General features: G+C 41.0%; 24 protein-coding genes. 8 read left to right on the top strand and 16 right to left on the bottom strand.

Features of this window, described 5'->3' with window-relative positions; genetic code table 11:
* Positions 1 to 97 precede the first annotated feature (97 nt).
* Positions 98 to 1,267 carry a putative manganese transporter gene (locus CWB60_RS14220; RefSeq protein WP_096739586.1) on the top strand — a complete coding sequence of 390 codons (1,170 nt, stop codon included), beginning with the start codon at positions 98 to 100 and terminating at the stop codon, positions 1,265 to 1,267.
* Positions 1,268 to 1,335: 68 nt separating this feature from the next.
* Here the strand turns inward: CWB60_RS14220 and CWB60_RS14215 are convergent, their stop codons facing one another.
* From CWB60_RS14215 to seqA, 7 genes are all read right to left on the bottom strand, one after another.
* Entirely contained in the window at positions 1,336 to 1,701 is a 366-nt protein-coding gene (locus CWB60_RS14215; protein WP_054982556.1) for a DUF805 domain-containing protein, read from the bottom strand.
* A gap of 140 nt (positions 1,702 to 1,841) precedes the next feature.
* On the bottom strand, positions 1,842 to 3,440 hold the full coding sequence (locus tag CWB60_RS14210; protein WP_138576482.1) for a dihydrolipoyllysine-residue acetyltransferase: 1,599 nt from the start codon (positions 3,438 to 3,440) through the stop codon (positions 1,842 to 1,844).
* 8 nt (positions 3,441 to 3,448) lie between these two features.
* Positions 3,449 to 4,426 (bottom strand): alpha-ketoacid dehydrogenase subunit beta, encoded by a 978-nt coding sequence (locus CWB60_RS14205; protein ID WP_138576484.1) that lies wholly within the window; start codon positions 4,424 to 4,426, stop codon positions 3,449 to 3,451.
* On the bottom strand, positions 4,426 to 5,640 hold the full coding sequence (locus tag CWB60_RS14200) for a thiamine pyrophosphate-dependent dehydrogenase E1 component subunit alpha (RefSeq protein ID WP_138576486.1): 1,215 nt from the start codon (positions 5,638 to 5,640) through the stop codon (positions 4,426 to 4,428). The genes CWB60_RS14205 and CWB60_RS14200 overlap by 1 nt, the downstream gene beginning before the upstream one ends.
* Before the next feature lie 265 nt (positions 5,641 to 5,905).
* Positions 5,906 to 6,958, bottom strand: a complete 1,053-nt coding sequence (gene astE / locus CWB60_RS14195) for a succinylglutamate desuccinylase (protein WP_138576488.1) — start codon at positions 6,956 to 6,958, stop codon at positions 5,906 to 5,908.
* Between the two features lie 79 nt (positions 6,959 to 7,037).
* Positions 7,038 to 8,675 (bottom strand): phosphoglucomutase (alpha-D-glucose-1,6-bisphosphate-dependent), encoded by a 1,638-nt coding sequence (gene pgm, locus CWB60_RS14190; RefSeq protein WP_138576490.1) that lies wholly within the window; start codon positions 8,673 to 8,675, stop codon positions 7,038 to 7,040.
* A gap of 10 nt (positions 8,676 to 8,685) precedes the next feature.
* Positions 8,686 to 9,261, bottom strand: a complete 576-nt coding sequence (gene seqA / locus CWB60_RS14185) for a replication initiation negative regulator SeqA (protein WP_024033550.1) — start codon at positions 9,259 to 9,261, stop codon at positions 8,686 to 8,688.
* A 344-nt stretch (positions 9,262 to 9,605) separates the two neighbouring features.
* Here seqA and CWB60_RS14180 point away from each other — a divergent pair, with 344 nt between their 5' ends.
* The 5 genes from CWB60_RS14180 (at position 9,606) to fur (ending at position 12,146) form a co-directional block, all read left to right on the top strand.
* Entirely contained in the window at positions 9,606 to 10,373 is a 768-nt protein-coding gene (locus tag CWB60_RS14180; RefSeq protein WP_138576492.1) for an alpha/beta fold hydrolase, read from the top strand.
* A 95-nt stretch (positions 10,374 to 10,468) separates the two neighbouring features.
* On the top strand, positions 10,469 to 10,690 hold the full coding sequence (locus CWB60_RS14175; RefSeq protein WP_004586672.1) for a DUF2788 domain-containing protein: 222 nt from the start codon (positions 10,469 to 10,471) through the stop codon (positions 10,688 to 10,690).
* 2 nt (positions 10,691 to 10,692) lie between these two features.
* Positions 10,693 to 10,971: a LexA regulated protein gene (gene ybfE, locus CWB60_RS14170; RefSeq protein ID WP_004586673.1), complete on the top strand. Its 279-nt coding sequence runs from the start codon at positions 10,693 to 10,695 to the stop codon at positions 10,969 to 10,971.
* 14 nt (positions 10,972 to 10,985) lie between these two features.
* Positions 10,986 to 11,513, top strand: coding sequence for a flavodoxin FldA (fldA, locus tag CWB60_RS14165; protein ID WP_138576494.1), 528 nt, complete (start codon positions 10,986 to 10,988; stop codon positions 11,511 to 11,513).
* A gap of 189 nt (positions 11,514 to 11,702) precedes the next feature.
* Positions 11,703 to 12,146, top strand: a complete 444-nt coding sequence (gene fur / locus CWB60_RS14160) for a ferric iron uptake transcriptional regulator (RefSeq protein WP_004586675.1) — start codon at positions 11,703 to 11,705, stop codon at positions 12,144 to 12,146.
* A gap of 127 nt (positions 12,147 to 12,273) precedes the next feature.
* On the opposite strand, the gene glnS is transcribed toward fur, so the two are convergent.
* On the bottom strand, positions 12,274 to 13,938 hold the full coding sequence (gene glnS, locus CWB60_RS14155) for a glutamine--tRNA ligase (protein WP_138576496.1): 1,665 nt from the start codon (positions 13,936 to 13,938) through the stop codon (positions 12,274 to 12,276).
* A gap of 208 nt (positions 13,939 to 14,146) precedes the next feature.
* Between glnS and CWB60_RS14150 the strand changes: the two genes are divergently transcribed.
* Positions 14,147 to 15,217 carry a DUF3083 family protein gene (locus CWB60_RS14150; RefSeq protein WP_138576498.1) on the top strand — a complete coding sequence of 357 codons (1,071 nt, stop codon included), beginning with the start codon at positions 14,147 to 14,149 and terminating at the stop codon, positions 15,215 to 15,217.
* Between the two features lie 63 nt (positions 15,218 to 15,280).
* On the opposite strand, the gene sucD is transcribed toward CWB60_RS14150, so the two are convergent.
* The 8 genes from sucD to sdhC form a co-directional block, all read right to left on the bottom strand.
* A complete protein-coding gene (gene sucD / locus CWB60_RS14145) occupies positions 15,281 to 16,153 on the bottom strand; it encodes a succinate--CoA ligase subunit alpha (RefSeq protein WP_004586678.1) in 873 nt (290 codons plus the stop codon).
* Positions 16,153 to 17,319 carry an ADP-forming succinate--CoA ligase subunit beta gene (gene sucC / locus CWB60_RS14140; protein ID WP_004586679.1) on the bottom strand — a complete coding sequence of 389 codons (1,167 nt, stop codon included), beginning with the start codon at positions 17,317 to 17,319 and terminating at the stop codon, positions 16,153 to 16,155. Before sucC ends, sucD begins: the two co-directional genes overlap by 1 nt.
* A 177-nt stretch (positions 17,320 to 17,496) precedes the next feature.
* Positions 17,497 to 19,032, bottom strand: coding sequence for a 2-oxoglutarate dehydrogenase complex dihydrolipoyllysine-residue succinyltransferase (odhB, locus tag CWB60_RS14135; RefSeq protein WP_138576500.1), 1,536 nt, complete (start codon positions 19,030 to 19,032; stop codon positions 17,497 to 17,499).
* Between the two features lie 3 nt (positions 19,033 to 19,035).
* Positions 19,036 to 21,855 carry a 2-oxoglutarate dehydrogenase E1 component gene (locus CWB60_RS14130; RefSeq protein WP_004586681.1) on the bottom strand — a complete coding sequence of 940 codons (2,820 nt, stop codon included), beginning with the start codon at positions 21,853 to 21,855 and terminating at the stop codon, positions 19,036 to 19,038.
* Positions 21,856 to 21,944: 89 nt separating this feature from the next.
* Positions 21,945 to 22,661, bottom strand: coding sequence for a succinate dehydrogenase iron-sulfur subunit (locus tag CWB60_RS14125; protein WP_004586682.1), 717 nt, complete (start codon positions 22,659 to 22,661; stop codon positions 21,945 to 21,947).
* Positions 22,662 to 22,671: 10 nt separating this feature from the next.
* Positions 22,672 to 24,444: a succinate dehydrogenase flavoprotein subunit gene (sdhA, locus tag CWB60_RS14120; protein ID WP_004586683.1), complete on the bottom strand. Its 1,773-nt coding sequence runs from the start codon at positions 24,442 to 24,444 to the stop codon at positions 22,672 to 22,674.
* The gene (sdhD, locus tag CWB60_RS14115; protein WP_004586684.1) at positions 24,445 to 24,792 is read right to left on the bottom strand and encodes a succinate dehydrogenase, hydrophobic membrane anchor protein; all 348 of its coding nucleotides are present in this window, start codon (positions 24,790 to 24,792) and stop codon (positions 24,445 to 24,447) included. It abuts the gene before it with no gap.
* Positions 24,783 to 25,160 (bottom strand): succinate dehydrogenase, cytochrome b556 subunit, encoded by a 378-nt coding sequence (gene sdhC, locus CWB60_RS14110; RefSeq protein WP_084554498.1) that lies wholly within the window; start codon positions 25,158 to 25,160, stop codon positions 24,783 to 24,785. Before sdhC ends, sdhD begins: the two co-directional genes overlap by 10 nt.
* 416 nt (positions 25,161 to 25,576) lie before the next feature.
* Between sdhC and CWB60_RS14105 the strand changes: the two genes are divergently transcribed.
* The gene (locus CWB60_RS14105) at positions 25,577 to 26,863 is read left to right on the top strand and encodes a citrate synthase (RefSeq protein ID WP_004586686.1); all 1,287 of its coding nucleotides are present in this window, start codon (positions 25,577 to 25,579) and stop codon (positions 26,861 to 26,863) included.
* Positions 26,864 to 26,875 lie beyond the last annotated feature (12 nt).

The raw sequence follows: 26,875 nt of genomic DNA, 5'->3' as shown, positions 1-26,875 counted from the left end.
AACTGAGCTATCGATTTAAATAGATGCAAATGATATTGATTATCATTTGCAAAATGTATACAGTGTGTCCTAGTTAAAATAAAACTGGGGCACACTTATGATTTTACTCTCTCAAATAGGATTTATTACGCCAGCTTCCAAACGGTTTGTTAGCCAAAATAAACGCTTACTCCTACCACTTTTTTTATTGGTATGTTTAGCTGTTCCTAGTCTTCGCGAAATAACCATTACTGCTCTCAGTGATGCGTTTTTTCAGGTTAGTGTATTTGTAGCGGCTACGTTACTTATTTACTACTACGCAATAGAACATATCCCTCAATTAGAAATGAGCTACTTAAGCGCTAAATCTAAATCGCTTGAAGTGCTGTTTGCATCCGTTCTTGGCGCTTTACCCGGCTGTGGTGGTGCAATTATTGTGGTTACTCAATACACTAAAGGCCAAGCAAGCTTTGGGGCTATTGTTGCTGTACTTACCGCCACGATGGGAGATGCTGCTTTTTTACTGCTTGCTACGCGCCCTACTGAAGGTTTAACAATAATGGCTATAGGTTTAGTGGTAGGCACACTGTGTGGATTAATAGTTAATGCAATTCACAAACCTGATTTTTTACGTCCCAGCGCACAAGAGCAAAAACACCAAGTAAAAGTTTTGCCCACTAAAATAATAAAAATTAGCAAACCTGTGTGGATGTTTGCCATTATTCCAAGTTTAATCATTGCGTTTTTAATTGCATTTAATGTGGACTTTAATCAATTTGGTCAATATACCAGCACCGGTATTAGCTTATTTGGTGCAGCAATGGCACTGTTTACGGTTGTTATTTGGGCCTACTCTTCTAAAGGCGAAAGCTATAAAGAAGTAACCTCTGAAGACGATGAATGTAATCCGCCTTCAAAGCTTATAAAAGTATTACAAGATACCCATTTTGTAACTGCTTGGGTGGTGGCTTCGTTCATGCTGTTTGAAATATTAGTCAGTGTGGTAGGCCTTGATTTAAAAACCTGGTTTATGCACTACGCCTATTTAGCACCGTTAATTGCAGTCGTCATTGGTTTTTTACCTGGCTGTGGGCCACAAATAATTGTAACCACGCTTTATATACAGGGCATTATTCCTTTTAGTGCATTAGCTGCTAATGCGATTTCAAATGATGGCGATGCGTTGTTTCCTGCTATTGCAATGGCGCCAAAAGCGGCTGTAATTGCTACCTTGTATACCTCTATACCTGCTTTAGTTGTTGGTTACGGGCTTTACTTTTTAAGTTAACAGTTTAAAAAATCATAAGTACAAAAAAGCTCAGCAATTGCTGAGCTTTTTTAATATTAGCTTATTATTTATACAGAAACAGGTTCAGCCGCTAACTCTTTTGGATTTGGGCCATAATCGTTCTCACCTTCATGTGAGTCTTGCGCAAGGAATACAATTATAACAATCCAGCCAATGATTGGCACTAACCAAAGTAGCTGCCACCAGCCAGAGCGGCCTGTATCGTGTAAACGGCGTGCACCTGCGCTTAATTGAGGAATTAACAGTGCCAAGCTATAGATAGTACCAATTACAGCTACGCCCATTAGCTCATCAACAACACCTAGTACTATGCTGATTAATAAATTTATTAAGTAAAACATCCAAAATGCTTTACGGCGATTACGTCCTGAAAAATCTGCGTAGCTACGCAGCGCGTTCATATAATGTTCCATTACAATTCCTTAGTGTTAGTTTTTATATTCCCTAGCGGGTTTGTTTTATTACCTTTTAGTAACATTTGTATCTTAATTAAAAACACCGCGCTTTAAAACAAAAAACCAGCAAATTGCTGGTTTTTTTATAAGTTTAATTATTAACTCATAGCCATCATCATTGCCGATGGGTTTTCTAAATATGATTTCCACAAGTTATTAAAGCGCGCAATTGTACCGCCATCAATAACACGGTGATCGCCAGACCAACTCACTTGCATAATAGCTTTACTCACAACTTGCCCGCTTTCATCAAAGCGCGGTAAGTGTTGTAACTTCCCTAATGCTACAATAGCAACTTCTGGCTTATTAATAATCGGGGTCGCAATAGTGCCGCCAATTGCCCCAATATTTGAAATGCTAATGGTGCCCCCTTTTAAGTCATCTGGCGCTACTCGTCCCTCGCGTGCTGCATCAGTTAGGCTTGTTAAACTGTTTGCAACTTCAACAATACTCTTAGATTGGCACGATTTAATATTAGGCACTAGCAAACCCACTTTTGAATCCACTGCTACCCCAATATTATGATCGTCAAAGTAGGTAAGCTCAGTGCAATCATCATTTACTTTAGAATTAAGCACTGGGTACTCTTTCATCGCAAGTGATAACGCTTTGATAAAAAATGGCATCATAGTGAGCTTTACACCTTGCGCTTTATACTGCTCTTTTAAACTCGCTCGCAGGGCAATTAATTGCGTTAAGTCTATCTCGTCACTAAAGGTAAAGTGAGGGATTGTAGAGACCGAGGCCATCATTTGCTTTGCCATAGCCGCTTTAATGCCTTTAATTGGCTCTGCTCGCATACCACCGTTTTGTGTTTGTGGCGATTGTGGCTCTTTATTTTGAGTAACGCTGTTTTTAGTAGTAGCACTGCTAAGTGGTGATGTATCTATTGTGTTAGGTACCTCACCTTTAATAAATTCTTCTATGTCTTGTTTATAAATGCGGCCATTTTTACCGCTGCCCGGTACGCACGTTAAATCAACATCAAGCTCTCGCGCTTTGCGCCTTACAGCTGGAGAGGCAACCGCTTTTTTATTAACAACTTTATTTGCTGTTGTTTGCTGCGTTGCTATAGATTTATCTGCCGCTTTACTTTGTGCTTTTACAACGGCGTCGTTTACATCTACATTGGGTTTAGCTGTACTTCCGGCTATGCTCATTTGAAATAACGGGCTATGTACCTGAGCAATTTCACCTTTTTGATAGTAAAGTTTTTGCACTGTACCTGTGTATTTAGCCGGAATTTGTACAAGAGCTTTGTCGGTCATTACATCACACACAGCCTGATCTTCTTGTATTTCATCACCTTCGGCCACTAGCCAATCAACAATTTCACACTCAACAATCCCCTCACCAATATCTGGAAGAATAAAATCCTCTAAATGCTCTGACGATGCGTTGTCGCTTTGTGTATTTTGCACTTGTTCTGTGTGTGTTTCATCGCTTTGGCTTTGCTCATCGGCTACATTCATAGCAAACAAGGGGGCATGAACCTGCGCTATCTCCCCTTTTTGATAATACAATTTAGTGATTACGCCATCGTGCACAGCCGGAATTTGCACCAGGGCTTTATCGGTCATCACGTCACAAATGGGTTGATCTTCTTTTACTGTGTCACCCTCTTGTATTAGCCATTCAACCACTTCGCACTCAACAATGCCTTCACCAATATCGGGTAATATAAAATCTTTAGCCATGGTATCCCCTAAAAATCCATTGATCGTTTAATTGCGGCCATTACTTTTAGCTCATCAGGCACATATTCTTTTTCAAGTGCTAATGGGTAAGGTGTATCTAACCCACATACTCGCATAATAGGTGACTCAAGGTGTAAAAAGCACTCTTGCTGAATAGTCGCCGCAATTTCGGCACCAAAGCCATTGGTAATAGGCGCTTCGTGGCTTATCACTAAACGTCCTGTTTTAGTGACCGACTTAGCAATTGTCTCAACATCCCAAGGTAATATGCTTCTAAGGTCAATCACCTCACAACTAATGCCTTGTTCATTGGCTTGTTTTGCTGCGTTTTCAACAATTTCCATTTGCGCGCCCCACGCAAGTACAGTGATATCTGTACCTTCTTGTACTACTTCGGCTTTACCCAGCTCAATGGTGTAATCATCCTCTGGTACTTCGCCGGTAGAAGCGCGGTATAAACGTTTAGGCTCGAAAAAAATAACGGGGTTATCGTCTTTAATACTTGCTCTTAGTAACCCTTTTGCTTGGTAAGGGTTTCGCGGTACCACTATTTTTAGCCCTGGCGTATGGGCAAAGTATGCCTCTGGCGATTGTGAGTGATATAAGCCCCCCGCAATACCGCCACCATACGGGGTGCGAATCGTTAAATTGCCCACGTTAAATTCATTACCACTGCGGTATCTAAACTTGGCAGACTCATTAACTATTTGGTCAAATGCCGGAAAAATATAATCAGCAAATTGTATTTCAGCAAGTGCAGGTGCGCCAAACGCGGCTAAGCCATTGGCAAAACCTAAAATACCTTGCTCTGTAAGCGGTGTGTTAAATACGCGGTGTTTACCGTACTTTTCTTGCAAACCTGAGGTCGCTCTAAAAACACCACCAAAATAGCCAACATCTTCACCAAAAATACACGCCTGAGGGTGCTCATTCATGGTGATATCGAGTGCAGAATTAATTGCGTGTAGCATGTTCATTTTAGCCATTACTTAATTCTCCCTGCTGTGATTGGGTACGCATCTGGGTGCTGCTTTATATGTGCTTTTAAATCGTTATATTGGCGCTCAAGTGAGGGAATTGGCGTATCGTAAACATCTGATATTAGCTCTTCAAGCGCTGGCTTTTGCACTTTTTCAGCACGTTTAAGGGCGGCTAAAATATCTTCACGAATAGTGTCTTTCGCTTTAGCATCGTCCTCTTCGTTTAACCACTCTTGTTTGATCAACCATTTTTTAAATTTATCAATTGGGCAAACTTTATGCGTGGCCTCTTCATCTTTTGAGCGGTAACCACTTGGATCATCTGAGGTTGAGTGAGCACCTAATCTGTACGCTATTGACTCAATTAATACCGGCTCGCCCTGCGTTGCTGCAATTTCGCGGGCCTGTTGTGTTGCTGCAAACACGGCTAATGCATCTGAGCCATCAACACGTATGGTTTTAATGCCATACCCTACGCCTCGCGATGCTATACCATCGCCTTTAAATTGCTCATCTGCAGGTGTTGATATTGCATACCCGTTATTACGTGCAAAAAATATAACAGGGGCTTTGTGTACCGCAGCCATATTTAAACCCGCATGAAAATCACCTTCAGATGCTGCACCCTCACCAAAGTAACAAATCGTCACATTATCAATGGTGCTTGCAAGCTCGCCGGTTTTTGCGTCAATGTGTTTTACTTTTTGCCCGTAGGCATACCCTGTAGCTTGAGGAATTTGCGTACCGAGGGGCGATGATATGGTCATATAATTTAGTTCTTTTGAACCATAATGAATCGGCATTTGGCGCCCTTTTCCTAAATCTAACTCATTAGAAAACATTTGATTCATAAATTGGTCAAGCGTAAATCCACGGTAATGCAAAGCGGCTTGCTCGCGGTATTGCGCCATAATCATGTCATCTTGATCAAGTGCGGCAGCAGAAGCAGTAACAGCGGCTTCTTCACCTAAACATTGCATATAAAAGCTTACGCGGCCTTGGCGCTGCGCGCCTTGCATCCGCTCATCGAGTAGGCGAATAAAACGCATTGTTTCGTATAATTTAATCGCTGTGTGTTTAGAAATAGTCGGTGCGGTAGCACTAGGATGAATGTCGCCGTCCTCAGTTAAAATACTAAGGGTTGGAATAGTTAGCGCATGACCGTCTATAAACTCGAGGTCGTGGTTAATATTCAGCGATACGTTATTTGGATTACTCATAACCTACCTTCTCTTGTTGTCTGTGATACAGCGCCCCTTTTAAGTTTTTATTATGGGTGAGGCTTGCGAATAAACTTTGCAGCATCTGCGCTGTATTTAATTAAAGCTGCCACCACCTTACGTTAACGTAAGATGTTATTCAACAAGTGTAAGACGAAACAAAAGTAAAATACGATTAAAAATATGGAAAGTTAACTGTACGCATTTATTAAACTAATAAAAACATACAGTTAAATATTCAAGGCGAGTGGTCTGATGAGTTTTATTAGACGAAATTACTATCTACTTGCATAGGAATAACGGTAAGCAGTGCCCTTTGCCCAAGCGCAACGTGCGCATTTGGAAAAATAATAGCTTCCCCTTCCACATCGGCATAATAAGGGGTATCGCCGTCTGTTGCTAGCAACTCACCTTTAGCAAACCCTGTGAAATTTTCTGCATCATCAGAAAACGGAAAGCTAAAGTCCTGCTGCGTTCTATTAATTGTGCGATGCACGGCAAACAGCTCAAAGTCACTTGCATTAAATTGAGGGTATTGCACTTCTTTTTGGCTAATTAATGCAGTTAGCGTTTGCTTGGTTTTTGCAAAGCGAACCATGTCGTTTTCACCAAACGGTTTAACTTGACCCAGTTCAACGGTGAATGAATCAGCGCCATGAACAAACGAAGAATAGTAACTGAATGTAGTTGCCGGTGATTTCATCATCAATACGGTATTTACACCGCAGCTAAGTAAAAATTGTAACTGCGATTTTTTCCATGGTTTACCATGAAGATAAGGATACACAGCAAATTTTTCATTTTTTGAGCCACGTATAGCAGTATGTAAATCATAATGATAACGTGCACTGCCTTGCTCGCCCCGTGCAAAAAAGTCAGTTACATACTCTTCTAGGTTTGCAGCGCGTTTGCGCTCATCATTCATTGGCACACCCTCAACAGTGTGGTGGCCGTTAAACAAACGGTTTAGGTTTTCTTCTACAAAACGCAGGCCAATATTTATTGATTTTGGATTACCAAATATAAAGAGCACACGCTGATTTAATGCAAGCTCACCTTTTATTATGGTTTTTATTAGCTCGTCACATATTTCTATAGGTGCGGTTTCGTTACCGTGTACAGCGCTTGAAAGCACAACATCTTTTGTTGTTGTGCCCTGTGGTTGAAATTCAATAACGCCTGTATCGTGAACGGTTACGCGCGTTCCATTTACTAGCGTGAATTCACTTGCCTCTAAATGCCATTCATTGTCGCGACTGAGTGTTAAAAAGTCGCCGCTATTTATTAGTTCATTTAAATAATCTGGTTTGGCTAACATGATAAGCCCTTTTATAGTGTGAGAGATACAAACAAAAACGGCTGAATAAATCAGCCGTTTTTAAATAGTGTAAGCCGTGTTAGCTGATCACAGAATCAACTAATTGCTTCGCTTCTTTTTCTAGTAGTGCTAAATGCTCTTCACCTTTGAAAGACTCAAGATAAATTTTATAAATATCTTCAGTACCAGAAGGACGTGCTGCAAACCAGCCGTTTTCAGTCACTACTTTTAAGCCGCCAATGGCCGCATCATTGCCAGGTGCATGAGTCAGTTTTTGTAAAATTGGTTCGCCAGCTAATGTATCGGCTTTAACATCGCTTGCACTAAGTGCTTTTAAACGTGATTTTTGCGCACTGCTAGCAGGGGCATCTAAACGCTTATATAGTGGAGAGCCAAATTCTTGCTCTAGCTCTTTATAAAGCGCTGATGGTGTTTTACCTGTTACTGCGAGTATTTCAGCTGCAAGTAACCCCATAATAAAGCCGTCTTTGTCGGTACACCATACGCTGCCATCAAATCGTAAAAACGCAGCGCCAGCACTTTCTTCGCCACCAAAGGCAAGCTTACCTTTGTTTAAGCCATCTACAAACCACTTAAAGCCAACCGGCACTTCTTTAACTTTAAGCTCATTACGAGCTACTACGCGGTCAATCATTGAGCTAGAAACCAGCGTTTTGCCAATTTCTACACTGCTGTCCCAGTCGCGGTGTTTTAATAAATAATCAATCGCTACCGCTAAAAAGTGATTAGGATTCATTAACCCATCTGGGGTAACAATACCGTGGCGGTCGTAATCTGGGTCGTTGCCAATAGCAATATCAAAGTCGTCTTTTAATTTAATTAAATTAGCCATTGAGTAAGGTGATGAACAATCCATACGAATTTTGCCATCTTTATCAAGTGGCATAAATGCAAAACGCGGATCAACACTGTCGTTTACTACGGTTAAATCTAAATTATATTTTTGCGCTATTAATGGCCAAAAGTTAATACCAGAGCCACCTAGCGGGTCAATACCTACTTTAATACCCGCATCGCTAACGGCTTTTAAATTAACGATATTTTCTAAGTCGTTAATGTATGGCGTCATTAGGTCTTCGTATTTAATAAACCCTGAACGCGATGCTTTAGCAAATGGAAACAGCTCAACTTCTACTAAATCTTCTAATAGTAATTGATTTGCTCTGTCTTCAATCCATTTAGTTACGTCGGTATCTGCTGGGCCACCGTTAGGTGGATTGTACTTAAAGCCACCGTCTTCTGGCGGGTTATGTGAAGGCGTTACCACAATACCGTCGGCTAATTCGTTAGGATTTAATTTGTTATGGCAAACAATAGCATGGCTAATAACAGGGGTTGGCGTGTAATCGTGATTTTGCTGGGTAATTACTTGCACCTCATTAGCCACTAATACTTCTATGGCAGAGTTAAAAGCAGCTTCACTTAATGCATGCGTATCTTTACCTAAAAAAAGCGGACCAAAAATGTCGTTTTGCTTTCTGTAGTCACAAATAGCTTGTGTAATGGCTAAAATATGAGATTCGTTAAACTTAACATCGTAAGAGCAACCACGGTGACCCGACGTACCAAAAGCAACACAATGCTCTGGGTTTTGCTCTAAGTCTGGCTCATTTAAGTAATAAGCCGATACCAGTTTTGGTACGTTAACTAAAGTTGAATGTGGCGCAGTTTTCCCAGCACCTGAATGAATAGCCATGTTTATTTCCTTACAAGTAATCGCGAATTTCTTCTGCTTGCTCTGCTGAATAACCTAAGCACAGCGCAACCTCGTGTAGCATCATTTTTTTACGTGTTGTGTTCGAATTTGTCATTACCCAGTACTCACTGTCGGTAATGTTTTTAGGGTTCATACTACTGCCGCTATTAACTAAGTCTTCTTTGCTGGTTGCAAAGTAAACGCGGTCGCGCCCTTTTATATCAAGCACAGCACTAAATTCTTTTTTATGCGTTCTATAAAAAGCACTTAAAATAAATAAAAACCTGCCTACCACCCCTTTTTGCATTGCTAGTTCTTCTTTATTTAGAATATTAAATACATTAGCGTTTGTTTGCTTCACGGGTGTGACAACCTCTTGCTCTTGGCTGTCGTTAGTAGCTGGCGTGTCGTCAAGTGGGGCTTGAGTAGCTGTTTGATTGTTTTGATTGTTCTTAGCAACGGGAGTGTTGTCATCACCGTTTAGATTTAATAAACGACGTAAAATAGTGGATGCGCTTTCGCCAATACTTTGTGTATTGCTAGCAATATACTGATATAACTCGTCGTCTATGTCGATTTGTTTCATGTTGTTCCTGTCATTACGGGCCACATTTTTTCTTTCCCCGTGATTATACCCAAACCAAATATAAATGCGAGTTACAACAAGCACTCGCACAAACATAACCTATAAACGCGCTAATAAAGGTGTGTTGATTATTTGCTTATAAACCCAATGTAGTAATTAACAGCTTTTAAAAGTACTACCCATATTATTATCTCCATTAGGCTGGTAACACCAAATAGCCCACAACTGGCGTAAAAATAAACGGTGTTACCCCATAAAAGGCGCGTGCAGAGCAGTTAACCGTTATATCTTTTGCTTTTTAGGGCAATGCTCGGCAAACTAAGCCAAAATTTTAGGAGGCGGTCATGCTATTAAACTATAAACAATACGGTGAAGGTCCGGATGTAGTGATCATTCATGGTTTATTTGGCTCTTTAGAAAACCTAAATGTTATTGCAAAACCATTGAGCGAGTACTTTAGGGTAACGAATGTAGATTTGCGTAACCATGGCGCTTCACCGCACAGTAATGAAATGAACTACCCTGCAATGGCCGCAGATATTGTTGAGCTAATGAACGCGTTAAATATTAACAATGCGCACCTGATTGGCCACTCAATGGGCGGTAAAGTGGCAATGGAAGTGGCGCTAATGCATAGCCAAAAAGTAAATAAGCTGGTGGTACTTGATATTGCCCCTGTGAGTTACCCTGCCCGCCACACACAAATTATTAATGCACTAAAAAAAGTGGCAACTAGCCAGGTTACTGATAGAAAACAAGCTGATGCTATTATGAGCGAGTACATTAATGAGCTAGGTGTTAGGCAGTTTTTACTAAAAAGCTTAGCTAAAAACGACGATGGACAGTACAAATGGCGATTTAATTTAGATGTACTTGATGAAAAATATTCGACAATCACAGCCAATGTTAATGAAAATAATTCTTGTTTGTGCGATACTTTGTTTATCAAAGGCAACGATTCTGATTACATACTGCCAGAATACCGCGATGAAATAACAAAGCGCTTTAAAAATACACGAGCAAAAATTATACACGGTGCAGGACATTGGCTTCATGCACAAAAACCCGCTGCAGTTAATAAAGCAATAAATGACTTTTTAACAGGGCTTTAATGCAATTTTAATCATGTGTTTTTGGTTATCCGTACTAAATTAATGCATATTTATATGCTATAGTACGCGCCGTTTAATTTAAAGGTTATACGTTGATGGTCAGTCAGTTTATTAACGAATTTGATACCCTAGGGTTGTACTTTGGCTTAGCCGGTATTTTTGTATTCATCGGCCTGGCAATTAAAGACGTACTTAATAGTGGTAACGTACCTAAGTTTGGTCGCTACATTGTGTGGGGCGTCCTCTTTTTAGGGTGTTCTGGCTTTATTGCGAAAGGACTTATACAAGTTTTTTGGCAAGGTGCAGGTGTAGGTTAGGCATGGCGAAGTCAGAAACAGATAGAACAACTCCCGATTTATTTGAATACGAAAAGCGCCCAGGCAGGCCTAAAACGAACCCTTTACCAAGGGATATGCAGTTAAAGGTTAATAAACGTAATCAAATAAAACGAGATAAAGCACGCGGTTTAAAGCGTGTAGAATTTAAAGTTTCATCACAGTTATATCAGGCACTGAGTGATATGGCAGATGCACAAAATATTAGCCGTAGTGCGCTGATTGAAACAATTTTACAAGAAAGATTGGCTATTGATAGATAAAAGGTTTGAATTCCATGGCAAGTGTAGGCATTTTTTTCGGAAGTGACACAGGTAATACAGAACACGTAGCAAAAATGATCCAAAAAGAATTGGGTAAAAAGCTTGTGGCTGTACACGACATTGCAAAAAGCTCTAAAGAAGAGATTGCAGAGTTCGATTTAATCTTATTCGGTATTCCTACTTGGTACTACGGTGAAGCACAATGTGATTGGGATGACTTTTTCCCTGAGCTTGAAGAAGTAGACTTTGAAGGTAGGCTAGTGGCTATTTTTGGTTGTGGCGACCAAGAAGACTACGCAGAATACTTTTTAGACGCTATGGGTATGATCAACGATATCGTTACCGAGCGCGGTGCTATTGTGGTTGGCCATTGGTCTAGTGAAGGCTACGACTTTGAAGCATCTAAAGGTATGGCTGATGACACGCACTTTGTAGGCTTAGGTATTGATGAAGACCGCCAACCTGAATTAACAGAACAACGTGTTAAAGCATGGTGCGCACAAGTATATGATGAAATGTGCTTAAGCGAACTAGCAGACTAACCTCCTCCCCCTTTTATCGCTAACTGTTTAAATAATTATCAAACAGTTAGCGACTTTAGAATTAATAGCAAAATTGATCAATTGTTCTTTGCACTCAGTGCTTAGGCGCGTTATCCTTGTTATTGCTAATGTGTCGTGTGCATCTGTAAGAGATGTCTAGTATAACCAAACAAATTTGAGACAGATTTAATGACTGATCATAACTTGGAACTTAAAAAAGCCGGTTTAAAAGTAACTTTACCGCGTATTAAAATCTTAGAAATTCTACAATCTCCAGATAACCAACACATCAGCGCTGAAGATGTATACAAAATTCTTTTAGATTTAGGTGAAGAAATTGGTCTTGCGACTGTTTACCGTGTATTAAACCAATTTGATGACGCAGGTATTGTAAGCCGTCACCATTTTGAAGGCGGAAAGTCAGTATTTGAACTTTCTGGCAGCACTCACCACGACCACCTAGTGTGTTTAAAATGTGGTAAAGTTGTTGAATTTGAAGATGACTTAATTGAACGTCGCCAGTTAGAAATAGCCGAAGAAAACGGTATTACACTAACAAATCACTCTTTATACCTATACGGTGAGTGTCAAGACAAAGCAGCGTGTAAAGCATTTAGCGATTCAAATAGCTAATAACGCGCTATAGTAATAAAAAAACCTGCTATTGCAGGTTTTTTTGTGCTTAAAATTAAACATTTAAACGGTGTTTAATACCAATTTGCAATAATGAGATATTATGCAAATTGGTATTATAAAAGCGTTACTGCTTCTCGATTTTAGCCCATGAATCTCTAAGACCAACCGTTTGGTTGAATACTAAATTTTCTGACTTTGTATCACGTGAGAAATAGCCAGTACGCTCAAACTGGAAGCCTTGAGCCGGTTCGGCTTTAGCAAGCGATGCTTCTAGTTTTGCATTTTCTAATACAACTAACGAATCAGGATTAAGTGTCGATTCGAACTCTTCAGCTGCACCTGGGTTTGGTACATTAAATAAACGGTCATACAATCTAACTTCTGCATTAACCGACTCAGGCGCAGAAACCCAATGAATAACCCCTTTTACTTTACGACCGTCACTTGGGTTTTTACCTAGTGTCTCGTTGTCGTAAGTACAGTAAATAGTGGTAATTTCGCCATTTTCATCTTTTTCTACACGCTGTGCTTTAATTACATAAGCACCACGTAAGCGTACTTCTTTATCAAGTACTAAGCGTTTAAATTTATTATTCGCTTCTTCGCGGAAATCTTCACGCTCAATGAAAAGCTCACGAGTAAACGGTACTTCACGACGCCCCATTTCTTCTTTATTAGGGTGATTAGCTACCGACAATGTTTCTACTTTATCTGCATCAAAGTTTTCTATTACCACTTTAACTGGATCGAGTACTGCCATTGCACGTGGTGCGTTTTCATTTAAGTCTTCACGGATACACGCTTCAAGCATGCCCATTTCAACCATGTTTTCTTGCTTAGTCACACCGATACGTAAACAGAACTCACGTATTGAAGCCGGTGTATAACCACGACGACGTAAACCAGCAATAGTTGGCATACGTGGGTCATCCCACCCTTCTACATAGTTATTTACAACTAAGTCGTTTAGCTTACGCTTAGACATAATTGTGTATTCAAGATTTAAGCGCGAAAACTCAATTTGCTGTGGGTGGCATTCAAGGCTGATGTTATCAAGCACCCAGTCGTATAAGCGGCGGTTATCTTGAAACTCAAGTGTACACAATGAATGGGTTATCCCCTCAAGCGCATCAGAAATACAGTGTGTGAAGTCATACATTGGGTAAATGCACCACTTGTCACCTGTTTGATGGTGATGAGCAAAACGAACGCGATAAATAATTGGATCGCGAAGCACCATAAATGAGCTTGCCATATCAATTTTAGCGCGTAGCACACACTCACCTTCTTTGAATTCACCCGCGCGCATTTTTTCAAACAATGCGAGGTTTTCTTCTACTGAGGTGTCTCTGTATGGGCTGTTTTTACCCGGCTCTTTTAACGTACCGCGATACTCGCGTGCTTGATCGGCCGTTAAAAAACAAACGTACGCTAAGCCTTTTTCAATAAGCTCTAATGCATAGCCGTATAGGGTATCAAAATAGTTTGACGAATATTTTATCTCACCACTCCAGTTGAAGCCTAACCACTGCACGTCTTCTTTGATTGAATTAACGTAGTTAATATCTTCTTTTTCTGGGTTTGTATCATCAAAACGTAGGTTACATAAACCATCGTAATCTTTTGCAATGCCAAAATTCAAACAAATTGATTTTGCATGGCCAATATGTAAAAAGCCATTTGGTTCAGGTGGAAAACGTGTATGCGTAGTTGCATGTTTGCCACTTGCTAAATCTTCATCAATTCGAGTTCTTATAAAGTTACTTGGGCGATTCTCAATTTCCGCCATAGGAGTGCGATCCTCTGAATATTCGTGATAACAAAACTAATGCATTATTACAAAAACAAACACTAACATACAGCACTAGATGCGGGTTTATTCTAGTTATTATGGCAATGGTGCATTAGTTTATTACTTAAATTTGTTTTAGCGCAATATTTGAGTCATGAAAGGCATTTATAGTACCTAAACTTAAGCTCCTTAAAAGGATTCAAAGATGGCCAGTTCTACACAACACAGAGTTTATATACCAACAAATGCGCGAGCTAATCACTATTTACTCGCTGAAATTACACCCACTGATGACTTTTACACTAGTTTTAGCGATATCGATAGTTGCTATACCCGCATTGCCAAGCAACTATTTGCAGGCTGTGATGAATACGAGCTACATAATGTACACCTACTCGCTAACGACAAATTACCCGTTGTCAGATTTCATGATGAGTCGTATCAATTAGAAACAGCTAAGCAAATGTTGTTTTTTTACAACCCGCGTTACCACGAGGCGCACAAACTACACTACACCCCTACTTTTAAAAGTAAAAAAATTCGCTTGTTATTTTTAGCCACCGGTGATGATTTACGCGCAAGCTCGGCACAATTTCACAGCAGGGTGCAAAAAGTGTTAGATAATTTACAAACACAATTATTTATTGAACAACCCCAGTTTAAGCTTCGCGATCATCAGCATTTAACCTATGACTTATTTGCAAAGAGCAAAGGCTGTAACCAAAGTTACGGCTACAAACTTAGAAGCCTATACCCCCGTTATTTAGCTCGCCAATGTAAAATACCCGCCGAGCATGCAGAAATGACCTATGCAACGTTTTCTATACCGGTTTCACGCGGCATTAAAACGCAATTTCAAAGCTTAATAAATAAAAATAATTACACTGAGTTTTATAACTACTTCGCCCAATCATTTAAAGGGTGCTGCGAGCGATACGAATTATCTCACGGCGCTATGGTTGCTAATGGTGCAAGGCCCATAGTGCGTAATAGCCAAATAGATAAAAATGATGGGAATGCAGAATTACAAAAAATAAGTTTTGATGTGAATGGCACAGCCACGCAAATACATATTTTTTTTAATGCTGAAAAATTAGTTGAGTCACTACATTTTGTAATTGTTGCCACCCATAAAGATAAACATGAAATGGGCTACGGCCGCTTTATGAATCAAGTAGAAAAAACAATACACGCTATGTGCTCAGAGCTGGCAATAAATAAAGAACGACAAGATTTATCAGTACGGTTTTTTCAACACATTAGTTACCCATACTAATATTTAAGCCAAAAACAAAAAGGCTCGCAAATGCGAGCCTTTTTTAAAGATTAAGCAAACTGATTACCAGCCTGTTTTCTCTTTAAGTGCTTTACCGATATCAGCAAGTGAACGTACAGTTTGTACGCCAGCAGCTTCTAGTGCAGCAAATTTCTCATCAGCAGTACCTTTACCGCCTGCGATGATTGCGCCAGCGTGACCCATACGCTTACCTTCTGGTGCAGTTACACCAGCAATGTAAGAAACAACAGGCTTAGTTACGTTAGCTTTAATGTACTCTGCAGCTTCTTCTTCTGCAGTACCACCAATTTCACCAATCATTACGATTGCTTCAGTTTGTGGATCTTTTTCGAACATTTCTAGCACGTCGATAAAGTTAGTACCTGGGATTGGGTCGCCACCAATACCAACACACGTAGACTGACCAAAACCAGCGTCTGTAGTTTGTTTAACTGCTTCGTACGTTAAAGTACCAGAGCGAGAAACAATACCTACTTTACCAGGCTTGTGGATGTGACCAGGCATGATACCAATCTTAGTCTCACCAGGAGTGATAACACCTGGACAGTTTGGACCGATCATACGAACACCAGAGTTATCAAGCTTAACTTTAACGTCAACCATGTCTAGTGTTGGGATACCTTCAGTGATACAAACAATTAGCTCGATGCCCGCATCGATAGCTTCTAAGATTGCATCTTTACAGAACGGTGCTGGTACGTAGATAACTGACGCTGTTGCGCCTGTTTCTTTAACTGCATCGCGTACTGTGTTGAATACTGGAAGACCGAGGTGCGTTTGACCGCCTTTACCTGGGCTTACACCGCCAACCATTTGTGTACCGTACTCAAGCGCTTGCTCAGAGTGGAAAGTACCTTGGCCACCAGTGAAACCTTGACAGATAACTTTTGTATCTTTATTGATTAATACAGACATTATTTGCCCTCCGCAGCAGCTACAACTTTCTCAGCAGCGTCTGTTAGTGATTCAGCAGCGATGATATCTAGGCCAGAGTTCTTAAGAACGTCACGACCTAATTCAGCGTTAGTACCTTCTAAACGTACAACTACAGGCACGTTTACACCTACTTCTTTAACTGCGCCAATGATACCTTCAGCAATCATGTCACAACGTACGATACCACCAAAGATGTTAACTAAAACAGCTTTTACGTTATCGTCAGAAAGGATGATTTTGAATGCTTCAGAAACACGCTCTTTAGTCGCGCCGCCACCAACATCTAGGAAGTTAGCTGGCTTGCCGCCGTGTAGGTTTACGATGTCCATAGTACCCATCGCTAGGCCTGCACCGTTAACCATACAGCCTACGTTACCATCTAGTGCTACGTAGTTAAGCTCGAAGCTTGCTGCGTGAGCTTCACGTGCATCTTCTTGAGATGGATCATGCATTTCACGGATTTTTGGTTGACGGTAAAGTGCATTACCATCGATACCGATTTTGCCGTCAAGACAGTGAAGGTTACCTTCGTCTGTGATTACTAACGGGTTGATTTCAAGAAGAGCGAAATCAAAATCGTTGAACATGTTGCCAAGACCCATAAAGATCTTAACGAACTGCTTCATTTGTGTAGGGTTAAGACCCAGTTTAAAACCTAACTCACGTGCTTGGTAAGCTTGAGGACCCACTAATGGATCGATCTCTGCTTTGTGGATAAGCTCTGGAGTTTCTTCAGCAACAGTTTCAATTTCAACACCGCCTTCAGTAGACGCCATGAAAACAACTTTGCGAGAAGCACGGTCAACAACTGCACCTAAGTACAATTCGTTAGCGATATCTGTACAGCTTTCTACTAAAATTTTAGCAACAGGCTGACCATTTTCGTCTGTTTGGTAAGTAACTAAGTTTTTACCTAACCAGTTTGCAGCGAATTCTTTTACTTCTTCGATTGTTTTAACTAGCTTAACACCGCCAGCTTTACCACGGCCACCTGCGTGAACCTGAGTTTTAACAACCCACATATCACCGCCAATTTTTTCGGCAGCTGCTGCAGCTTCTTCAGGTGTATCGCAAGCGAAACCTTGAGAAACTGGTAAACCATATTCGGCAAAAAGTTGTTTTGCCTGATACTCATGCAAATTCATGATGCTTTATCCAATTTTTTATACTAAAAGAGCTGAATATTTATGCAAATAAACAGCTATCCCAAATTGCGCACCTAGTATAGATCCCAAGGCTTAACATGAAAACCCCAGTAACACCAAAGGCGCAAAAAAAAAGCTGTGAATTGTCATTCACAGCTTATATTTCATACTACTCGATTAAACATCCAGTAATAAGCGAGTTGGATCTTCAAGTAACTCTTTAATAGTCACTAAGAAACCAACAGATTCTTTACCATCGATTTGGCGATGATCGTAAGATAGTGCCAAATACATCATAGGAAGAATTTCAACTTTACCATTTACAGCCATAGGTCGCTCTTGGATTTTGTGCATACCCAAGATTGATGACTGTGGTAAGTTAATAATAGGTGTAGAAAGTAACGAACCAAATACACCACCGTTAGTAATGGTAAAGTTACCACCTGTCATATCGTCAAGTGTTAGTTTACCGTCACGGCCTTTAAGGGCTAATTCACGAATACCTTTCTCGATTTCAGCAACAGATAGCTTGTCGCAATCTTTAAGTACTGGTGTAACTAAACCACGTGGTGTAGATACAGCGATGCTGATATCAAAGTAATTGTGGTAAACAATGTCGTCACCATCAATTGATGCATTTACGTCAGGGAAACGCTTAAGTGCTTCAGTTACTGCTTTCACGTAGAAAGACATAAAGCCTAAACGAATACCGTGACGCTTCTCGAATACTTCTTGGTACTGCTTACGAAGGTCCATGATAGGTTTCATGTTTACTTCGTTAAATGTAGTTAACATTGCTGTTGAGTTTTTCGCTTCTAATAAACGATTAGCAATAGTTTTACGTAGGCGCGTCATTGGTACACGTTTTTGTGTACGGTCACCAATCGGTGCAGCAGGTGCTGAAGCAGCTTCTTTTTTAGCAGCTGGAGCAGGTGCTTTTAAGAAAGTATCAACGTCTTCTTTAGTTACACGGCCGTTTTTACCTGTGCCTTTAATTTTAGACGCATCAAGCCCTTTTTCAGCGATTAAACGACGTACAGACGGCGTTAACACATCTGAGCTATCGTTAGACTCACTTGCAGCAGGCGCTTCCTCTGCTTTAGCTGCAGGTGCCGCTGGAGCGCCGCCCGCTTTAACGTTACCAATAACTTGTTCGCCAAGTACAGTATCGCCTTCTGCGTTTAGTTGCTCGCCCATGATACCGTCTTCTTGAGCTACTACTTCAAGAACAACTTTATCAGTTTCAATATCTACCAAGTTTTGGTCGCGAGTTACCGCTTCACCTGGTTGTACATGCCATGTAGCAATTGTTGCGTCTGCAACTGATTCTGGAAGTACAGGTACTTTAATGTCCACTTCTTTACCTTCTGATGCTGGAGCTGATTGCGCCGCAGGCGCGTCTTCTGATTTTTCAGGTGCGGCTTCTTCTTTAGCCGGAGCACTGTCACTTGCTGGTGCTGGTGCTGGTGCTGCATCAGCATCACCAAGTAAACCGATAACTTGGTCGCCAAGTACCGTTGCACCTTCTTCTTGTGATATTTCAGTAATTACACCGTCATTTTGTGCAACCACTTCTAAAACCACTTTATCTGTTTCAATGTCTACTAAGTTTTGGTCACGGCTTACTTTGTCGCCTACACTTACATGCCATGTAGCAACGGTAGCATCTGCAACCGACTCAGGAAGAACAGGAACTTTAATTTCTGTGCTCATTGCTTATCCTTTCTTTTGTATAGTAAGCGCGTCTGCAACGAGCGCTTGTTGTTCTTTAGTATGTACTGACATGTAACCACATGCTGGAGATGCCGACGCCTTACGCCCTGCGTAAGTCAATTTAGCACCCTGTGGGATTGCATCAATAAAGTGATGTTGCGAACAGTACCAAGCACCTTGGTTTTGTGGCTCTTCTTGACACCAAACAAAATCAGTAACGTGTTGGTAACGTTCCATAATCGTGTCCATTTCTGCATGTGGGAACGGGTATAACTGCTCCACACGTACAATCGCAATGTTGTCTTGCTCAAGCTTACGACGCTCTTGTAATAGTTCGTAGTAAACTTTACCACTACAAAATACTACGCGTTCTACTTTCTCAGGGTTAATATCATCGATTTCGTCGATCATATTGTGGAATACACCTTGTGAAAGTTCTTCAAGTGAAGATACCGCAAGTGGGTGACGAAGTAGTGATTTTGGTGTCATTACAATCAATGGACGACGAAGTGGTCTAACTGATTGACGACGTAGCATAGCGTAAACTTGTGCAGGTGTTGAAGGAACACACACTTGCATGTTGTGATCGGCACAAAGCTGTAAGAAACGCTCTAAACGTGCAGAACTATGCTCTGGGCCTTGACCTTCATAACCATGCGGAAGCAAACATGTTAAGCCACATAAACGGCCCCACTTTTGCTCACCAGAGCTTAAGAACTGGTCAAATACGACTTGTGCACCATTTGCGAAGTCACCAAACTGGGCTTCCCAAAGGACTAATGATGTAGGTTCAGCTGTTGCATAACCATATTCAAAAGCAAGTACCGCTTCTTCTGATAAAACAGAATCAAATACTTCAAAAGTACCTTGGTCTTCACTTAAATTTTGAAGAGGTAAGTAAGTTGAACCATCTGACTGGCTATGTACTACAGCATGGCGGTGGAAGAAAGTACCACGCCCTGAGTCTTGGCCAGTTAAACGTATATCTGTGCCTTCAGAGGCAATTGTTGCATAAGCAAGTGTTTCAGCCATACCCCAATCTAGTGGTTTTTCGCCACTTGCCATAAGCTTACGGTCATCGTAAATCTTTTTAACACGAGACTGTGCTTTATATTGCTCAGGGAACTGCGCAACTTGTTCGCCAAGTGCTTTTAGCTTATCTACCGGTACGCTTGCGTCGTACTCAACATTCCACTCATGGCCAACATATTTTGCCCAATCAGATGAGTGCGAAGTTTCTGGCTGAATTTCTTCAACAACACAGTTACCTTCATCTAAGCCGTTACGGTATTCATCAGCTAATGCTTTAATTTCACTCTCAGTGAATGAGCCTTCAGACATAAGTTGATCAGCGTAAATTAAACGCGGAACCGCATGCTTTTTAATTTTTTGGTACATAAGAGGCTGTGTTGCATTAGGCTCATCAGCTTCGTTATGACCATGGCGGCGATAACATACTAAATCGATTACTACGTCACGTTTAAACTGGTTTCTAAAATCAAGTGCAAGTTGTGTAACAAATGCAACGGCTTCAGGGTCATCAGAGTTAACGTGGAAGATTGGTGACTGAACCATTTTAGCAATGTCAGTACAGTAATCTGTAGAACGTACGTCGTCTTGTTTTGAGGTTGTAAAACCAACTTGGTTATTTACAACAATACGGATACTACCACCACATGAGAAGGCATTTGTTTGCGACAAATTAAATGTTTCTTGTACAACACCTTGGCCTGTAATCGCTGAGTCACCGTGGATAGTAATAGGTAATGCTTTGCTACCTGAACTGTCACCTAAACGGTCTAAACGTGCTCTTACTGAGCCCATAACCACAGGATTAACAATTTCTAGGTGAGAAGGGTTAAACGCAAGTGCCATATGAACATTGCCACCTTTGGTCGCAAAGTCAGATGAATAACCCATATGGTATTTAACGTCACCAGAGCTTAACGTGTCTTTGTGTTTACCAGCAAACTCATCGAATAACTCAGATGGGTTTTTACCTAACACATTAACTAGTACGTTTAAGCGACCACGGTGGGCCATACCAATAACTGCTTCTTTTTGCCCGCTTTCGCCGGCACGGTGAATAAGTTCTTTAAGCATAGGAACTAACGCATCACCACCTTCAAGTGAGAAACGCTTAGCACCAGGGAACTTTGCACCTAAATATTTTTCAAGACCATCTGCTGCGGTTAATCCTTTAAGGATACGCAGTTTTTCTTCTTTAGAAAAAGTAGGTCGTGATTGAACAGATTCTAAACGCTGTTGTAACCAACGCTTTTCTTCTGTTGATGTGATGTGCATATACTCAGCACCAATAGAACCACAATAGGTGGTTTTAAGTGCCTGGTATAGTTCACCTAAAGGCATAGTATCGCGGCCTACGGCAAACGATCCTACGTTAAATTCGCGGTCAAAATCAGCTTTAGATAAGTCGTGGTATTCTAGCTCTAAATCTCGAACACGCTCTCGTTGCCAAATGCCTAATGGATCTAGGTTAGCATTTTGGTGTCCTCGAAAGCGGAAAGCATTAATAAGTTGTAGTACTTTAACCTGTTTAAGGTCACCGCCACTACCCTCTGCTACCACTACCTCTCTATGCTTGTTTTTAGCAAGCGCCGCAAACTGTGAACGAACTTCTGAATGCTTTACTTCAACATCCACACCATCTACTTTTGGTAATTGTTCGAACACTTCTCGCCATTCTTCTGGCACAGAAGTCGCATCATCTAAATACGCTTCATAAAGCTCTTCTACATAAGCAACGTTGCCGCCGTTTAAATGTGAAGATTCTAGCCATGCCTTCATCACACCTTCGTGCATTTATAAGCCCTTTTCTTTAGCGCAGAAATTAATAGTTGTCATAACAAGATGGCTAATAAAAATATTAGCCATCTTACGTTACTAAGTGATTAAACCGCGCGGTTTAATAACATAGATTTAATTTGTCCAATTGCTTTGGTCGGGTTAAGACCTTTAGGACAAACGCTAACACAGTTCATGATACTGTGGCAACGGAACACACTGAACGCATCGTCTAAGTCTGCTAAACGTTCTTCAGTTGCCGTATCGCGGCTATCTGCCAAGAAACGGTAAGCATGAAGAAGGCCTGCTGGACCAATGAACTTGTCTGGATTCCACCAGAACGAAGGACACGATGTAGAACAACATGCACATAAAATACACTCGTAAAGTCCATCTAATTTATCACGTTCTTCAATAGATTGAAGACGCTCACCAGCCGCTGGCTGATCGTTAATTAGGTATGGTTTAACTTTTTCGTACTGAGTGTAGAACTGACTCATGTCAATAACAAGGTCACGTACCACAGGTAAGCCAGGTAAAGGACGAATTACAATAGTACCTTTGCCGCCTTTTTGCAGCGTAGATAATGGTGTAATACATGCTAAACCATTTTTACCATTCATGTTAACGCCATCAGAGCCACACACGCCTTCACGACATGAGCGACGGAATGATAATGTTGGATCTTGCTCTTTTAATAATAAAAGTGCATCCAATACCATCATGTCCTGACCTTCCTCTGTTTGCAAAGTATATTCTTGCATACGAGGTGCGTTATCAACATCCGGATTGTAACGATAAACTGAAAATTGTACTTGTGCCATCGTCTCGCTCCTAGTAGGTACGTGCTTTAGGTGGGAACGCTTCACGCGTCTTAGGCGCGTAGTTTACGTCACGCTTGCTCATTTCATCCGTTACCGGATTGAATACTGAGTGACATAACCAGTTTTCGTCATCACGATCTGGGTAGTCAAAGCGAGAGTGTGCACCACGGCTTTCAGTACGGAAGTTTGCAGCTACTGCAGTTGAGTAAGCTGTTTCCATTAAGTTGTCTAGTTCAAGACATTCGATACGCTGCGTGTTGAAGTCTGATGATTTATCATCAAGACGTGCATGCTGCAGACGTTCACGAATTTCTTTAAGCTCTTTAAGACCTGTCGCCATAGACTCACCTTCACGGAATACCGAGAAGTTAAGCTGCATACATTGTTGTAGGTCTTTTTTGATTTGAACTGGGTCTTCACCTTGGCCAGCCGTTGAATTTTCCCAACGGTTAAAGCGTGCAAGAGACGCGTCAATATCAGATGCTGTCGGTGCTTTAGTAATTTCAACTTCGTTTAGGTATTTACCTAGGAAGTTACCCGCAGCACGGCCAAATACAACTAAATCAAGTAATGAGTTACCACCTAGGCGGTTTGCACCATGTACAGATACACAGGCAATTTCACCTACTGCAAATAAGCCTTCTACTACTTTTTCGTTGCCGTTAGCATCGATTTGTAGCGCTTGACCATTTACGTTAGTTGGAACACCACCCATCATGTAGTGACAAGTTGGTATTACTGGAATTGGCTCTTTAGCAGGGTCAACGTGTGCGAAAGTTTTAGCAAGGTCACATACGCCTGGTAGACGTAAGTTAAGCGTTTCTTCACCTAAGTGGTCAAGTTTCAGCTTAAGGTGTGGACCCCAAGGACCATCACAACCACGGCCTTCACGGATTTCAGTCATCATTGAACGTGCTACAACGTCACGAGACGCTAAGTCTTTAGCGTTTGGTGCATAACGTTCCATGAAGCGTTCGCCATCTTTATTTAAAAGATAACCACCTTCACCACGACAACCTTCCGTTACAAGTGTACCAGCGCCTGCAATACCCGTTGGGTGGAATTGCCACATTTCCATATCTTGCATAGCAACGCCTGCACGAGCGGCCATACCAACACCATCACCCGTATTAATGTGAGCATTGGTTGTTGATGCGAAAATACGACCAGCACCGCCGGTTGCAAGTACAACAGCTTTTGATTTGAAGAAAGTGATTTCACCTGTTTCAATCTCAATTGCTGTACAGCCTACTACATCGCCATTGTCGTTTTTAACTAAATCTAGTGCATACCACTCAGAGAATACATTAGTTTGGTTTTTAACGTTTTGTTGGTATAGAAGGTGTAATAAAGCATGACCAGTACGGTCAGCAGCTGCTGCGGTACGTGCAGCTTGTTCACCACCAAAGTTTTTCGATTGACCACCGAAAGGACGTTGGTAAACACGGCCATTTTCAAAACGAGAAAATGGTAAACCCATGTTTTCTAATTCAGTAATAGCTTCTGGGCCTGTTTGACACATGTATTCGATAGCGTCTTGGTCACCGATAAAATCGGAACCTTTAACGGTATCGTACATATGCCATTCCCAGTTGTCTTCGTGTGAATTACCTAGCGCTACTGTAATACCACCCTGTGCAGATACAGTGTGTGAGCGGGTTGGGAATACTTTAGATATTAATGCACACGTTTTGCCAGATTCGGTAATGGCAAGAGCGGCGCGCATACCAGCACCACCTGCACCAATTACTACGGCGTCAAATTCACGAACAGAATATTTCACTTAAACACCCCATAAAACGATTAGACCAATAGCTACGTAAGCAACGGCCATCAGGTTTAATACAAAGCCTAAAACAGCGCGTAGTTTAGCGTTTTTAACGTAATCCGTTAAAACTTGCCAAAGGCCAATGCGGGTATGAACCATCATGCATACAAGAGTAATAAGTGTAAAACCCTTCATTGCTAGATTAGAGAATAGGCCTGTCCAGGCTTCGAAAGTGACTTCTGGCGTTGCTAAAAAATAGCCGATAATAAAAATCGCGTATGCGGTGATTACTAGTGCCGTGGTACGTAAAGATACGAAATCTTGTACACCATCACGTTTAAGAGTTGCTTGATTTAAGACCATATCCACACCCCTGCCAGTACGGCAAATACAACGCCAAGTGCCATTGCAATTTTAGCGCTAAGGTTACCTGATTCAAGTTCTTCCCAGTGGCCCATATCCATAATGATGTGACGGATACCACCAATAAGGTGATAACCCAATACAGAAAGTGTGCCCCAAGCTATGAATTTGGCAATGAATCCGCTAAACAGACCCTTGACGAATTCAAAACCTTCAGCTGAAGAAAGAGACTCAGACCAAGCCCAAATGACAAACGTTAAAGCAAAAAATAATGCAACACCGGTGACGCGGTGAAAGATTGATGCTTTAGCCGTTGCCGGCATAGATATAGTTGTTAGATCTAGATTTACAGGTCTTTGCTTTTTCACAGTTACTTGCCCATCTTGCTCACATTGGAGCTCATCTACTTGTTTTTCTAAAACCCACCAAAATTTCTGGTGGAACTATCAAAGTAAACGTGTCAATACAGCAAAAGTTCACAAATCTGCAAAAATTACGCTGTAAAAATATGTTTACCTAAATACAAAGCGGTTTAAAACCTCCGATAGTATATATACCCAAAGGTTGTTTTACAATTCTTGTTTAGTTAGAGACGTTTGCGAATTAGCCGATAGTATAATATTTAATTAATACCGAATATTTATTATACATATATGCATAATGTTTATAAAAATTGACTTTAACCCCCTCTTTCACGTTAAAATGCGAAGATGTGCTTAAAACAAGATTTCAGAACTTTAAAAATCTAAAAATCAGAATAGATATCTTAATAGGAGATACATAGATGGCAGATAAAAAAGCCACAGTCCATATTGATGGACTAGATCCAATCGAACTTCCAATTTATCAAGGCACTGCTGGCCAAGATGTGATCGACGTACGTACGTTAGGTTCACACGGTCACTTTACTTATGACCCAGGTTTCATGTCGACTGGCTCTTGTGAATCTGCAATCACCTACATTGATGGTGGTAAAGGTGTATTACTTCACCGTGGTTACCCAATTGAGCAATTAGCTGAAGACTCTAACTACATCGAGCTTTGTTACTTACTATTAAACGGTGAGTTACCAACTAAAGAGCAATACGATGCATTTGCAAAAGAAATCACGCATAACACCATGCTTGATGAGAAAATTGCTAACTTTTTCCAAGGTTTCCGCTTCGACGCTCACCCAATGGCAATGCTATGTGGTGTAGTAGGCGCATTATCTTCTTTTTACCACGAAGATCTTGATATTACTGATGCAAGCCAACGTAAAACAAGCGCTATTAAACTTGTGGCTAAATTACCGACTATTGCAGCTATGGCGTACAAAACAAACATTGGTCAACCGTTTGTTTACCCACGTAACGATTTAAGCTACGCAGAAAACTTCTTACACATGATGTTCTCTGTACCGGCTGAAGAATACAAAGTTAACCCTGTGACAGCTAAAGCAATGGATAAAATCTTCATGCTTCATGCTGATCATGAGCAAAACGCTTCAACGTCAACAGTACGTTTAGCAGGTTCTTCAGGCGCTAACCCATATGCATGTATTGCAGCGGGTATCGCATCTCTTTGGGGCCCTGCTCACGGCGGTGCTAACGAAGCATGTTTAAACATGTTAGAAGAGATTGGTTCTGTTGACCGTATTGATGAGTACGTAGCAAAAGCAAAAGATAAGTCTGATCCGTTCCGTCTTATGGGCTTTGGTCACCGTGTTTACAAAAACTTCGACCCACGCGCTACAGTAATGCGTCAAACGTGTCACGAAGTATTAGAAGAGCTTAACATTCAAGATCCGCTTCTTGATATTGCAATGAAGCTTGAACAGATTGCCCTTGAAGACCCATACTTTGTAGAGAAGAAACTTTACCCTAACGTTGATTTCTACTCAGGTATTATTTTAAAAGCGATTGGTATTCCAACAAGCATGTTCACTGTAATTTTTGCAATGGCACGTACTGTTGGTTGGATCACTCACTGGGATGAGATGCTATCTCAACCTGGTCATAAGATCAGCCGCCCTCGTCAAATGTATACTGGTTACACTCAACGTGACTTCGTATCAACTGACAAGCGCTAAGCTTAGTTAGTT

The organism is Pseudoalteromonas sp. S327, from assembly GCF_005886415.1.
In the GTDB taxonomy this organism is placed as follows: domain Bacteria; phylum Pseudomonadota; class Gammaproteobacteria; order Enterobacterales; family Alteromonadaceae; genus Pseudoalteromonas; species Pseudoalteromonas atlantica.
The sequence above is the reverse complement of the archived record's forward strand: the minus strand, read 5'-3'. Positions and strand labels throughout refer to the sequence as shown.

What these genes read in the sequence shown, in the direction of transcription:
- astE (WP_138576488.1), bottom strand. Translation starts at nt 6,958, where the DNA reads ATGTTAGCCAAACCAGATTATTTAAATGAACTAATAAATAGCGGCGAC.
- fldA (WP_138576494.1), top strand. Translation starts at nt 10,986, where the DNA reads ATGGCAAGTGTAGGCATTTTTTTCGGAAGTGACACAGGTAATACAGAA.
- CWB60_RS14130 (WP_004586681.1), bottom strand. Translation starts at nt 21,855, where the DNA reads ATGCACGAAGGTGTGATGAAGGCATGGCTAGAATCTTCACATTTAAAC.
- ybfE (WP_004586673.1), top strand. Translation starts at nt 10,693, where the DNA reads ATGGCGAAGTCAGAAACAGATAGAACAACTCCCGATTTATTTGAATAC.
- CWB60_RS14205 (WP_138576484.1), bottom strand. Translation starts at nt 4,426, where the DNA reads ATGGCTAAAATGAACATGCTACACGCAATTAATTCTGCACTCGATATC.
- seqA (WP_024033550.1), bottom strand. Translation starts at nt 9,261, where the DNA reads ATGAAACAAATCGACATAGACGACGAGTTATATCAGTATATTGCTAGC.
- odhB (WP_138576500.1), bottom strand. Translation starts at nt 19,032, where the DNA reads ATGAGCACAGAAATTAAAGTTCCTGTTCTTCCTGAGTCGGTTGCAGAT.
- CWB60_RS14180 (WP_138576492.1), top strand. Translation starts at nt 9,606, where the DNA reads ATGCTATTAAACTATAAACAATACGGTGAAGGTCCGGATGTAGTGATC.
- CWB60_RS14175 (WP_004586672.1), top strand. Translation starts at nt 10,469, where the DNA reads ATGGTCAGTCAGTTTATTAACGAATTTGATACCCTAGGGTTGTACTTT.
- CWB60_RS14210 (WP_138576482.1), bottom strand. Translation starts at nt 3,440, where the DNA reads ATGGCTAAAGATTTTATATTACCCGATATTGGTGAAGGCATTGTTGAG.
- CWB60_RS14200 (WP_138576486.1), bottom strand. Translation starts at nt 5,640, where the DNA reads ATGAGTAATCCAAATAACGTATCGCTGAATATTAACCACGACCTCGAG.
- fur (WP_004586675.1), top strand. Translation starts at nt 11,703, where the DNA reads ATGACTGATCATAACTTGGAACTTAAAAAAGCCGGTTTAAAAGTAACT.
- CWB60_RS14150 (WP_138576498.1), top strand. Translation starts at nt 14,147, where the DNA reads ATGGCCAGTTCTACACAACACAGAGTTTATATACCAACAAATGCGCGA.
- pgm (WP_138576490.1), bottom strand. Translation starts at nt 8,675, where the DNA reads ATGGCTATTCATTCAGGTGCTGGGAAAACTGCGCCACATTCAACTTTA.
- sucC (WP_004586679.1), bottom strand. Translation starts at nt 17,319, where the DNA reads ATGAATTTGCATGAGTATCAGGCAAAACAACTTTTTGCCGAATATGGT.
- CWB60_RS14125 (WP_004586682.1), bottom strand. Translation starts at nt 22,661, where the DNA reads ATGGCACAAGTACAATTTTCAGTTTATCGTTACAATCCGGATGTTGAT.
- CWB60_RS14215 (WP_054982556.1), bottom strand. Translation starts at nt 1,701, where the DNA reads ATGGAACATTATATGAACGCGCTGCGTAGCTACGCAGATTTTTCAGGA.
- glnS (WP_138576496.1), bottom strand. Translation starts at nt 13,938, where the DNA reads ATGGCGGAAATTGAGAATCGCCCAAGTAACTTTATAAGAACTCGAATT.
- sdhD (WP_004586684.1), bottom strand. Translation starts at nt 24,792, where the DNA reads ATGGTCTTAAATCAAGCAACTCTTAAACGTGATGGTGTACAAGATTTC.
- CWB60_RS14220 (WP_096739586.1), top strand. Translation starts at nt 98, where the DNA reads ATGATTTTACTCTCTCAAATAGGATTTATTACGCCAGCTTCCAAACGG.
- sucD (WP_004586678.1), bottom strand. Translation starts at nt 16,153, where the DNA reads ATGTCTGTATTAATCAATAAAGATACAAAAGTTATCTGTCAAGGTTTC.
- CWB60_RS14105 (WP_004586686.1), top strand. Translation starts at nt 25,577, where the DNA reads ATGGCAGATAAAAAAGCCACAGTCCATATTGATGGACTAGATCCAATC.